The organism is Oenococcus kitaharae DSM 17330, from assembly GCF_000241055.1.
GTDB lineage: Bacteria > Bacillota > Bacilli > Lactobacillales > Lactobacillaceae > Oenococcus > Oenococcus kitaharae.
Genome location: NZ_CM001398.1, coordinates 798,819 through 811,008 on the forward strand (window position 1 = coordinate 798,819; position 12,190 = coordinate 811,008).

At 43.4% G+C, this 12,190-nt stretch carries 11 protein-coding genes; 10 read left to right on the forward strand and 1 reads right to left on the reverse strand.

Features of this window, described 5'->3' with window-relative positions:
- Position 1 precedes the first annotated feature (1 nt).
- The 8 genes from OKIT_RS03945 (at position 2) to OKIT_RS03980 (ending at position 8,502) form a co-directional block, all read left to right on the forward strand.
- Positions 2-859, forward strand: coding sequence for a helix-turn-helix domain-containing protein (locus tag OKIT_RS03945; RefSeq protein WP_007745524.1), 858 nt, complete (start codon positions 2-4; stop codon positions 857-859).
- Between the two features lie 127 nt (positions 860-986).
- Positions 987-1,850: an ABC transporter ATP-binding protein gene (locus OKIT_RS03950; RefSeq protein ID WP_007745526.1), complete on the forward strand. Its 864-nt coding sequence runs from the start codon at positions 987-989 to the stop codon at positions 1,848-1,850.
- A 2-nt stretch (positions 1,851-1,852) separates the two neighbouring features.
- Complete coding sequence (locus OKIT_RS03955) at positions 1,853-2,794, forward strand: hypothetical protein (protein ID WP_007745527.1); 942 nt, start codon at positions 1,853-1,855, stop codon at positions 2,792-2,794.
- Positions 2,791-4,071 (forward strand): hypothetical protein, encoded by a 1,281-nt coding sequence (locus OKIT_RS03960; RefSeq protein WP_007745528.1) that lies wholly within the window; start codon positions 2,791-2,793, stop codon positions 4,069-4,071. The genes OKIT_RS03955 and OKIT_RS03960 overlap by 4 nt, the downstream gene beginning before the upstream one ends.
- Positions 4,072-4,318: 247 nt before the next feature.
- Positions 4,319-5,527 carry an aminotransferase class I/II-fold pyridoxal phosphate-dependent enzyme gene (locus OKIT_RS03965; RefSeq protein WP_007745530.1) on the forward strand — a complete coding sequence of 403 codons (1,209 nt, stop codon included), beginning with the start codon at positions 4,319-4,321 and terminating at the stop codon, positions 5,525-5,527.
- Positions 5,528-5,570: 43 nt separating this feature from the next.
- Positions 5,571-6,605, forward strand: coding sequence for a PTS sugar transporter subunit IIC (locus OKIT_RS03970; RefSeq protein ID WP_007745532.1), 1,035 nt, complete (start codon positions 5,571-5,573; stop codon positions 6,603-6,605).
- 41 nt (positions 6,606-6,646) lie between these two features.
- A complete protein-coding gene (locus tag OKIT_RS03975) occupies positions 6,647-7,741 on the forward strand; it encodes a YibE/F family protein (protein WP_007745533.1) in 1,095 nt (364 codons plus the stop codon).
- On the forward strand, positions 7,738-8,502 hold the full coding sequence (locus OKIT_RS03980; RefSeq protein WP_007745535.1) for a YibE/F family protein: 765 nt from the start codon (positions 7,738-7,740) through the stop codon (positions 8,500-8,502). The genes OKIT_RS03975 and OKIT_RS03980 overlap by 4 nt, the downstream gene beginning before the upstream one ends.
- A gap of 10 nt (positions 8,503-8,512) precedes the next feature.
- Here OKIT_RS03980 and yidA read toward each other — a convergent pair whose 3' ends face one another.
- Positions 8,513-9,343 (reverse strand): sugar-phosphatase, encoded by an 831-nt coding sequence (yidA, locus tag OKIT_RS03985; RefSeq protein ID WP_007745537.1) that lies wholly within the window; start codon positions 9,341-9,343, stop codon positions 8,513-8,515.
- A gap of 37 nt (positions 9,344-9,380) precedes the next feature.
- Between yidA and OKIT_RS03990 the strand changes: the two genes are divergently transcribed.
- Together OKIT_RS03990 and OKIT_RS03995 are read left to right on the forward strand one after the other, a co-directional pair.
- Entirely contained in the window at positions 9,381-11,078 is a 1,698-nt protein-coding gene (locus tag OKIT_RS03990; protein WP_007745538.1) for a phospho-sugar mutase, read from the forward strand.
- Positions 11,079-11,212: 134 nt separating this feature from the next.
- Entirely contained in the window at positions 11,213-12,190 is a 978-nt protein-coding gene (locus OKIT_RS03995; protein ID WP_007745539.1) for an alpha/beta hydrolase, read from the forward strand.

The window sequence follows — 12,190 nt, forward strand, 5'->3', positions numbered from 1 at the left end:
TATGATCAATGGTCGTCTAATTAAAGAAGCGCGAGAGAAACTAAATTTAAGTCAAGGGGAACTGGCACGTGGAATCACGAATCAAGCTTCAATTAGTCTCTTGGAGAAAAATAATCGAGCACCGAGTGTCAAAGTGCTTTCGCAAATCTCCGACCGTTTAAATGTTGATTTGAATGATTTATTAGGTAATCCCAACAAAATTAAATTTCAAGATCAGCTTTCAAAAGCCGAACAAGCAGCCCAACAGTATAACTATCAGGCGGCGCTGGACATTTTGGATGGTATTGACATCTCTACCATTCACAACGATAGAGATAGAGCGAGGTATGGCTTTTTAAGAACTGTTTCCAAAATGTGGATCAGCCAAGATTTTAAGTCGGCAATTTTCGCTTTTTCTCTTTTATTGGAGAATACGCCGAAACAGGATGATATTTATTACTTTTTGCTGCTCAATGGGATTGGTGTCGCTTATTATCAAAATGACAATCATCAAGAAGCTGCCGTTTACTTCCATCGGATCGTTGAACAAATAGGCCATTTCAACGCAGATCATGCACATTTTTATTGGGCATTATTCTTGCTGAGCAATTTAGCGAAATTTTATTCTCGAGAATCTGATTTGCCTCTCAGTAATCAATTAGCTGAACAAGGTATCCGAATAGCAAAGAGCCATTCAACTACCTTGTTTGTAGAAGATTTTTACTACGTTTATGCTTTCAATTTATCTGAAAACGGGGCTGATACAGCAAAGGTAATTTCCTATTATCGCCTGGCAGAAAGCTTCTCAGTATTCAATCAAGATTCGATAGTGATGAATAAAGCTCGTGAAAAAATAACTCGCCTCGAAAAAAAGATATAAACAGGTTTTTCTTCCAAAAAATAGTTAAAAGCAATATTAAAACTAATTTTTTTATTTTTAATAGACATATATAAAGATTTTTGTGAGTAATTTGCCTATAATGTAAACAACAAGCGAGGGGATTGGCATGATTCTGGAAATCACTCATTTATCTTTTAACTACAAAAACGTCGATATTTTTAAAGACGCATCTATGCAGATTGAAAAACCCGGTGTTTATGGTTTGGTGGCTCCTAATGGTTCTGGGAAGACGACGCTGCTGGACTTGATTGCTGGTTTTTTATCTCAGCAGCGAGGCGAGATTAGGATTTTCGGGCAGTCTAATAAGCAGTTGAAATCCCTAGCGCCGAAGATTAGTTATGTCCAGGACAACCGCGTCCTCTATCAATACCTCAGTGCACAAGAACACCTGAATATGGTAGCGGATCTGTATCATGTGTCAAAAGAGCGTGTCGCGCAATTAGTGAAACAGTTTGCTCTGACCAATTTTCTGACACGTCCAGTCTCCAGCTATTCGCTTGGTCAAAAACAGCGTATTTTGATTGCGATGGCCATGGTCACGGATCCACAACTGATCTTTTTAGACGAACCCCTCAATGGCCTCGATCCAGACAGCGTGATTATTATTAGAAATGTTTTAAAGCAGCTGGCCTTGGAAAAGAAGACGGTTTTGGTCTCTTCTCATAATTTGGATGAACTGGCGAAAACCACAGACACTTTCTTTTACGTGAAAAATAAGCAGCTTTTTTCAGAACAGATTGAGCATTTTGCTAACCTGTCATTTAAGACTGACCAGCCTGAACAAATGCAGCAATTCTTGGAGGATGCTGATTTTCAAGTTAAACGGGACGATGGCCGGCTGGTCATTTTGGTTGCTTCGGATAGAATCATTGACTTAATCAGAAAGATGGATCAGCAGCATTTAGATTTTTCCGATCCTAAAATTTATGTCAACAGCCTAGAAGACCAATATCAAAGGATCTTTGATTAATCATGACCCGCGCCAAAGTACTTTCTCATGTAGCAGAAATAAGCTTCTTTAAAAGCTGGTTTTTCTTCATTGATCTGGCTTTTATTGTCGTTTATGTGATCCTTTTTGTTATTTCGATGTTTTTAGGTGTTCAACAGCAGACTTTAGCCTCTGACAGGCAGTTTGATGCACAGCGTTCAACCATTGGCAGTGCCATGTATGGTGTTGCCCAACAAATTAACGACAATCCCGAGATGCCGAAAAAACAGCTGGCTTATCTACGGCATGGTCTGGAGTTAGCTGCCAACGTATCCAATGCGATCAAAAAACAAGAAAACGCTTTGAATAACCGTCAGGGAAATTACTTGCCATTAACGATTCAAGTATCTCGCCAGGCCGATATTTTAAATCAGAGTCAAGGGCCGATCCAAGCCAGTGATGCTGATATTTTTCGTGCGAACGCTGCTGAAGCCCGTCGTCTGATGAAAGCACATTTGAGTTTTGAGTTTAACGATGCCAGTTTTAATTTTCCGAATGTTTTCTTCCTTTTCACGAGTTATTTCTTTAATCCGCTAAGTATTTTGCTGTTTTTGGTGATCCAGCTGGCCTTCTTTCTGCTGGAAAAGGAACGGAAAAATGAGCGTTTGTTGCAGACGCTGGCTGATGAAAAATCCTTAGCTTTGGGAAAAATGTTATTTGCCTTAAAACGTTTTATCACCGATCTGCTTGTCATCTACATTCTAGCTAGCAGCACTTTTCTCATCTTGGATCACCCGCTGCTCAAGTCTGGATCCAGCAGTTTTGCCTATCCGATGACTTTCCTTGGTATGACTCAGCCCTTAATTAAGTTATTATGGCCCTTGTTTGTGATTGGCCTACTGCTGGCTTTGCTGGTCAATGCCTTACTGCCGCTGATTTACCAAAAGGTGGTCAATCGGCCTTTGTCGAGGGGGATGAGACTATGAAATTTTTAAAGCTCGAATTTCGCAAACTGTGGATTTCCAGTCATTTTCTCAAGGCTGCTATCGTGATTTTCTTACTGCTTTTCGCCTATTTAGCTTATGAGAAAGGCAGCCAGCTGCTTTTTTTAAATCACTATCGCCAGACTTTGGTTCCAAACACACACTATAAATCCTCAAACAAATATCTCGGTATTAATTCAGCCATCGTACGCAAGGATACACGAGCAGAATTAGCCGCGCTGGATCGCGGGCAGCATGCCTATTTCCATTGGTTTTCCACGACCATATTTGATCAAGCCCACCAAATTAATTCCTACGGTTTCCAGCCTAACCAAGCGACGGATTATGTCTTGCTAGAGCAGCACCGGCGCTTTTTATATGGCGGCGGCCCTAGTACTAGTTATGCTCAAGACACGCTAGACTATTTAACTTACTTACAGGACCACAATATTCAAGCGTTGTATCCTTATGGTTTTTTCTTGCATTATGATCTTTTTTTGGATAGCCAAAGCCGGAGTAGCAGGCAGATACGCGATTATTTACAGTATTGGAACCATTATTTTTTCCTGAAAGGCTGGTATCTGCTGTATGCCTTTTTACAGAGCAGCTATGGGCCTTTGCTGCTGCTGATAGGGTTGATTTTCCTGTTTGGTGGTCGATTCGCATCAGAATTAGATCATCACCATCCTAATTGGCGTTTACTAAAAACTTACGGTCAAAGCCGGCATGCTTTATATGCTGAGCAGCTATTATCTCAGGTTATTCTGGCTATGACCGTCATTTTTCTGCCGTTAGCAGTCTTCTTGCTGCTGATGGCAATCTTTGGTCAAGCTGGCAGCTTGCGATATCCGGTTTGGATGGTGACCTATAATCACGCCTTCTCGATGTTCAATCTCGGGAAATTGTATCCTTTGTACCAGTATCTTTTAACAGCTTTGCCCTTGTTATTGTCCTTGATTATTTTTGTGTTTGCCTTGAATGGTATCTTGTCGCTTCTGATCAAAAATCAAAAATTAACCAATGTGGCGACTTGCTTGTTTTTGCTGGCCGGTCAGATGATACCGCCGAATTATTTGAATATTTTTTCTTATTTCCAGATTGACCATATGGTGACAGGCTACTTCGCTAATTTAACGGAAAATGGCCAGTATTATGCTGGATTTGCTAGCGAGCTGCTGCTGATGGCCAGCCTGCTGCTGTTTGTGATTGAATTTTCCGTCCTTTATCTTCTTGATCGGCGGGCTAACCGCGGCCACAGTCTCTCTAAGTCAGTCATGTGAGTAAGTTTGTGAATCATTGAAAATGTCACAAAAAATGATTGACAGACTTGTTTTTTTCCGTTAAGCTTAGCAGTAATTTCGATGGCAGATCAGATGTCACAAATGCACAGTTACTATTACTGGTTTACGCGCTAACCCGTGTTGCCAGTTTGGTCGCGGGTTTAAATCCTGGGACCGCTAAGATTTTTTAAGCACTCTTGGGATGAACTCGGAGTGCTTTTTTTATTCGAAATTAAGGAGAGAGAAGATGCCGCAAGTTAGAAAAAATTTAGAGAGATTGACCAACACCGTGGTACAAGGCACAAAACCGAGTATGATCTTGGCTTTGAATCAAGAATTCAAAGGGATTGACGATATTGTCATGCTGACGATTGGCGAGCCGGATTTCAACACACCAGAACACGTTAAAGCAGCTGCTGTCGCTGATATTCAGGCTGATGATTCTCATTATGGGCTGTCTAAGGGAACAGCTCTTTTGTTGAAAAACGCTGCCAGCTTTTTGAAGGATCGTTATGGCTTGGATTATGATCCTAAGACTGAATTGCTGACGACCATCGGCGTCACAGAAGGGATTTTTGACACGATGAAGACGCTGCTGAATCCTGGCGACGAAGTGATTATTCCACAGCCGACGTTCCCGGTCTATGGTGCTGCAGCCACTGTATGCGGGGCAAAAGTTGTTCCTGTACCAACGGTTGATGACGACTTTTTGTTGACCCCTGCTAGGCTAACGGCTGTTTTGGCAGAGCATCCCAAGGCTAAAGCGATTGTGCTGGCAAGTCCCGGAAACCCCACCGGTGTCGCTTATAGCGAAACTCAGATTGCAGCTTTGGCAGCCGTCTTAAAACAGCACGATATTTTCGTGGTTTCCGATGAGATTTATTCCGAGCTGACTTATGACCGGCCGCATGCCTCTTTTGCAAAAGCCCTGCCAGAACAGACGATTTTGTTCAACGGTGTTTCTAAGTCTCATGCTATGACTGGTTACCGTTTGGGCATTATTGCTGCACCTGCTGCGATCATTTCTCAATTAGCCGTAATCCATGAATTAATCACGACGACTCAGCCTAACGTTGTCATGGCCGCCGGTGCTGAAGCTTTCGGACCGGGTGAAAATGACGCTGAATCTATGCGGGCTGAATATAAAAAACGACGTGCATTTCTCATATCGGCTTTTGATCAAATGGGTCTGCATTACGTGTATCCGGATGGTGCTTTTTATTTCTTTGTCAAGATTCCGGATTATCTCGAGCAGGATGGTTTCAAACTGGCACGGCAGATTGCCAAAGAAGCCAAAGTTGGTTTGACACCCGGTGTTGCTTTTGGACAGGCCGGTTATATGCGAATCTCCTATGCGACATCTTTGGCGCAATTAAAAGTGGCTGCTCAACGTCTATCTGCATTTTTAAAGATGCAAAAAGCCAAACAGCCAAGCGTTACTGACGCTGATATGTAAAAAAATTCCATCAATAAGCCCTCAGGGCGTTAAGCAGGTTTATATGAAAAAAGAAAAAAATTCATTTATTTTAAATATTTTAAACGGCCTCAGCATCGGCGTTGTGATTACGCTGATTCCTAGTGCGGTTTTAGGTTCTTTGATGCGAGCTTTCGGCAGCAATCCCGCCGCCTTGTCCGTGATTCAAATGACTAGCATGGCACAAAGCTTGCTCGCAGTGATAGCGGCATTCGCCGTTGGACAGGCTTTTCGTTTTTCAATGATTGATACGGGTTCAATGGCTTTAGCAGCTTTTATGGGTTCTGGTGCTGCCAGCATTGGAGCTAAAGGCAGCTTCGTGATTGCCGGTACCGGCGACATTATCAACATTGGTGTGACACTGGTGATTGCGGTTGTGCTGATCAAATTAATCCAGTCGCATTTGGGCCAGCTAAAGGTCATTTTATCCCCGATTCTTGTCTTGGGAATTGCCGGCGGCTTGGGCCGATTCTTATTTCCCTACGTTCACTGGATTACAACCGAAATTGGGGCCGGCATTAATCGCTTGACTGATCTGCAGCCATTAGTTATGGCACCGTTAATGGGACTAATCTTCGCTGTCCTAATTCTGTCGCCAATCTCATCAGCCGGCATTGCGATTGCAATCGGTTTGACTGGCATCGGATCCGGCGCGGCTAATTTAGGTATCACGACTGCCAGTTTCACCTTGGCGATCATGGGTTCTTCTGTCAACACTTTCGGTGGGACAATCAGTCATTTTATCGGCACACCAAAAATTCAAATGGCGAATATGCTCAGCAAACCTAAATTGTTCATTCCGATCATGATTGTCTCTGCGCTGGCTGGTTTGGAGGCCGCAGTATTACAAGTCGGCGGTACGCCTATGTCAGCCGGCTTTGGTATCTCGGGACTCGTTGGCCCCCTGGGTGCCTTTCAAACGGGCACAACCAATATCCTGCTGCTGATCGTGGAGTTTGTACTTATTCCAGCGCTGCTGGCTTTTGCCACTCATTTTATTTTTGTTAAGAAAACTGCATTCATTAAAGCATCGGATTTGAAACTACCTGATGCTGCATAAAAAGCGCGTGCGCTTTTTTTATTTGCGCTAAAATGCAGGTAATGTCTTTTTCCCGCAGCAAACTCCTCAAATGGGCCATTCTTTTGTTGGCTGTCATCGGCTTAACAGCCTTGACACACTTTGATACTGTTTTCTATCAGACGCCTATTGCCCAAGTTGTTCGAGTTAAAGAGAACGACAGCCATCGTACGCGAGATTATTTTGCTAATGAAGACCGTAGCGCGACACAGCAGCTGACGGTTAAATTTTTAAATACGAAGCGCAAGAATCAGAAGATAACGATTAGCAATCAATATGTTGCTTCGGAAGTGCTGACGCAAAAATATCGTGTTGGTCAGCGTTTGCTGTTAAGTCATAAAAAATGGTGGAGCATCATCGGCCAAAAGCGGGATACTTTTCTTGTTTTCACGATTACTTTGATGCTGGCTTTGACCATCGGGCTGACAAAAAAAGTCAGCTTGCGGATTATCGGCAGTTTGGGCCTGAATTTTATCTTCTTTATTCTAGCGATTTTGTTGGACATCAATTTTGAAGACGCACCAGCTGTCTTCATCTTCGCGATTTTGACCATCGTTTTTGCTTTTATTACTTTATTGTTGGTGCTGGGCAGGCGCAAGCAATTTGTGATTGTCTTTTTGTCGACAATTCTGTCAACGGCCGCCGGTGTTGGGATTGGCGCGATCACGATTGCAGTCAATCATGCTAGTGGGATTCATTTCGAATACATGGACTTTATCACACAATTTCCGATCCCACTCTTTTATTCGGAACTGATGATTGGCGTGTTAGGCGCAGCTATGGACGAGTCCTCAGATATTACGGCCATGATGTTTGGTATGCAGCGTGAACGGGCAGACCGTTCCTTTGGCGAGTATTTTGTTTCCGGCATGCGTGTTGGTCGGGATATTGTTGGCTCTTTAACGAATGTCTTATTCATGGTCTTTATCGCCAATACATTGCCGATGGTCTTCCTATATTTAAGAAACGGCAATACCTGGTCCTACACGATTGATATGACCATGATGCTGGGATTATTATCCACGGTGATTTCTGCGATTGGCATTGTCCTGACTGTGCCGATCACATCTTGGCTGTCGGCCAGTTTGTTGTCAGCTGAAAAGAGGCTTGCCCGATGACGACTTTTGTTTGGTTAATTATCATTTTGTTTCTTCTAATGATTTTGGTGGCGGGGAAACACGGTTTTAAGGCCTTTATCGGCCTCATCATCAATCTTGCCGCAATCTTTCTGCTGATTATTCTGATTAATTGGCAGTTTAATGTTTATATCGTGACGGTTGCGATCAGTTTTATAATTCTGGCCGTTTCCATTTATCTTTCCGCTGATAATCAAGAAGTGACGAATCATGCCTTTGTGGCTAGCCTGATTGTCTTATTAGCGGTTGTGCTGCTGATTATTCCGATTAATTATTTAGCAAACGTCCAGGGGTTTTCATCTGAGTCGTCAGAAGAATTGGAGGGGTTGCTGTTGGCTGTAGGCTTGAACTTTCATCGTATTGCTTTTATTGTGACTGTAATTGCCAGCCTCGGTGCAATTGCTGAGGCTAGTATGGCGATTTCAGCCGATCTGCATGAATTGATCGAAAGCACGCCTGATATTACAAACGCCAATCTGTATAAGCAGGGCAACATTATCGGTGCTCAGATTATCGGGACGGCTTTGAATACGCTTTTCTTTGGTGTTTTGGGCGAGAATTTAACCTTGGCTATTTTCTACATTCGCCTGCATTACAGTTTTGCTCAGTTAATTAATGGCAAACTGCTGGTGGCTGCGATTATTGATTTATTCATCGCCATGATCGGGGTGTTGTTAACGATTCCGGTCACGACTTGGATCGTTGCCCATGTTCATGCCAAAAAAAATAAGCTGCAGAATTGATTGCTGCAGCTTATTTTTCTAACTGTTCTTGATTTAAGACAAACTTCTCAATTGCAAAAGCGACGCCGTCTTCATCATTGCTCTTCGTGATGAATTGAGCCTTCTCTTTGGCTTCGTCAATCGCGTTAGCCATCGCCACACCAACACCGGCAGCTTCGATCATAGAAATATCGTTTCCCTGATCACCGATAGCCATCACATCGCTGATGTCGATATTTAATTTCTCAGCCAAGGTCTTGACCGCACTGCCCTTTGAGATCCCTTTATGAATGAATTCCAAGAAAATAGGCGAACTGGGGACGACTGTAAAACGATCATAAACCCACTGCGGCAATTCTTTTTTGACTCTTTCGATGATTTCAGGCTCATCGATGAACATAATTTTGGCTAGGACGTCAGATTCTTTTAAGTCCTGCATGCGGACGTGACGTACTTGACAGTTAGTTAATTTAGACTCGTATTTTGTATATTTCGGTGCTGACAAATAGGGCGTATAAATATAATCGGCTGTTTCAGCGTGGACCTTGACACCGATTTCACCGGCCAATTTATAGATATCGCGATAGTCCTGAATGCTGACAGGCGTCTGGGCAATCATTTTTCCGGAAGTGGTTCTGATAGTTGCGCCGTTGTAATTAATTGCATATTGGTCATCGCGACCAGCGATCCCGAGCTTAGCATAATAAGGTTCGGTGCCTGGCAGTGGACGCCCGGAAGTAATTACGGGTTTGACTCCCTGCTTGATCGCTTCTTCCAAAACGTCGATTGTATGTTTGGTTAATTCGTTTCTGCTGTTCAGCAGAGTGGCATCTACATCAATTGCTACTAATTTTATTGTCATACAACTATTTTAACCAAGAAAAATTTACAATGATCATATGGTTAAAGAAAAAACAATACAAGAGAAAATAAAAGACTGGGAAGTCGCAGATCTTCCCGAAGGATTACGTTTAGAGTTTGCTAACGCCAGCCAGGCACAGCTGGAAGATGCCTTCTATCAGGATCTTAATTTTGGGACGGCTGGCATGCGCGGTCTGCTAGGAGTCGGTAGTAACCGCATGAATATCTACACGGTTGCCCAGACGACAGAAGCGTTGGCGCGGCATATGGAAAAGCAGGGTGATGATGCTAAAAAACGCGGCGTCGTGATCTCCGGTGATTCGAGAATTAATTCTGAACTATTCAAAAAGGTATCAGCTGAAGTTCTGCGGGCGCATGATATTACAGTTTATTTGTTTAATGGACCGCATCCGACGCCGGAATTAAGTTTTGCCGTTATGAACCTGCATACTTATGCCGGCATCATGATCACGGCCAGCCACAATACAAAAGAATATAACGGATATAAATTATATGGTGAAGACGGCGGCCAGTTACCACCAAAACCCGCAGATGAAATTGTCGCAGAGCGTGCTGGTGTCACAGATATCTTTCATATCAAACAGGTAGCTGGTGGAATTAAAAAAATCGGTGCCGACATGGATAAGGCTTATTTGGAGCATGTCAAGACCGTCACGATTAACCCAGAACTGATCAAAAAGTGGGGAGATAAATTAACGATCAGTTTCACACCGCTCCATGGTGCCGGTGGTGATTTGGGTTCGCGTGCTTTAAAGCAAGCTGGCTTTAATAAAGTCTCAATTGTTAAAGAACAATTCGAGCCGGACGGCACTTTCCCAACCGTGAAATATCCAAACCCTGAGTTCCATGAAGTCTTCAAGCTTTCCGAAGGTTATCAGACAGATTTGGAATTGGCTGTTGATCCTGATTCGGATCGGATGGGTGTCGGCTATCGTAAAGCAGATGGCAGTTATGCCTATCTGACAGGCAACCAGATCGCGGCTTTGATGGTCAATTATATTTTGACGGCTCAACAGCAGGCTGGCACGTTACCGAAAAATGGCGCGATTGTAACCTCCAATGTTTCCTCTAATCTGCCAGGTCTGATTGCTGATTCCTTTGGTATTAAGCAATTTACGGTGCTGACCGGCTTTAAATATATTGCTGATAAAATCGTTGAATTTGATGCCAAACAGGATTATCAATTCGAATTTGGTTTTGAAGAGTCTTACGGTTTTTTGATCAAGCCTTTCGTGCACGATAAAGATGCTGTTCAAGCGATTACTTTAATGTCTGAACTGGCAGCCTATTATAAGGACCGCGGCATGACGATCGGCGACGGCTTGGATGAAATTTATGCTAAGTTCAGTGCCTTTGCCGAGTCTTCTGAAGCCACAGAGTTCCCCGGCGAGCAAGGCCAAGCTCAGATGGCAGCTGTGATGACGCGCTTTAGAAATCAAGGGCCGAAAAATTTTGGCGAAGTCGCTGTAAAGACCGTTGAAGACAATGAATTGCGCGTCTCCAAAGATTTGACGACTGGTGCCAGCAAACGCATTTCTCTGCCTAAGGCTAACGTGATTAAATACTGGCTTGTCGATGGTTCTTGGATTGCCCTGCGGCCATCTGGTACAGAACCGAAATTAAAGGTCTATATCGCGGCTAAAGGTGAGGATATGGCTGCTGCCAATAAACAGTTAACCTATTTAAAAGATCAGATTAATCAGCTTTTGAAATAATCGTTACCCAAAAATCCCAGTTGCAAGCGGGATTTTTTTGTGTCCAGTTTTCCAAAAAATAGCGCCTTTTGGTCGTAACTGTTAGAATGTCTTTCAAGTGCATGGATTGCCTTAATTTATTTTACGAGGTGCTAATGGCAAAGAAAAATTTTAAAAATACAAGCCGGCTGCTGCTGGCTTCGGCCGGGATTGTGTCGCTGTTTTTTTTGGCCAGCGAGTATTTATTTCGCTTGGCTTTTAAGCGGGTTGATTACGTACCCGAAACATCGGCCGATAAGCAGAAATACGCTGATGACTATTGGCGCTATGTGGATTGGTTTAAAAAAGTCGATAAAGAGCACTGGACTTTTACAATTTCCGGTGAAAAAGAAGATATGTCGGCTTATTTTATCCCGGCCAAAGACGGTAGTTCCGATAAATCGGTGATTATTTCCCATGGCTATAAAGGTAATGGCGAGACCATGTCAAATTATGCGCAAATGTTTTACGACATGGGTTTTTCAGTGCTGCTGCCCGACGATCGTGGGCATGGCGAGAGTGCTGGGAAATATATCAGTTTCGGCTGGCTGGACCGGCTGGATTATCTGCGCTGGCTGCAGAAATTAATTGTCCGTCTCGGCGACAAGACGAAAATCGTCCTGTTTGGTGTCAGTATGGGCGCTTCAACGGTTGAGATGCTCAGCGGAGAAGACTTGCCGCCGCAGGTACGTTGTATTATTGCTGATTGCGGTTATTCCAGCATTGACGAAGAACTGGTTTTCCTGCTGAAACACCAGTACCATCTGCCGAAATATCCCTTTTATCCCTTTGTCAGCACGATCAATCACCATCGCTTAGGCTATTATCTCGGGGATGTCTCCTCAGTGACGCAATTAAAGAAAAACAAGCTGCCGATTTTCTTCATTCACGGCGAGAAGGACCGCTTTGTACCCAGTTATATGGCGCTGGAAAATTATCAAGCAGCACAGTCAGCTAAAGATTTGTGGATTGTTGAAAACGCCAGCCATGCTGAAAGTTTTTGGGTTGATCCTGAAAATTATAAACGGCACGTTGAACACTTTTTGCATCACTATTATGAACCTAACGCGCAGGTACCCAAGACAGTTCAATGA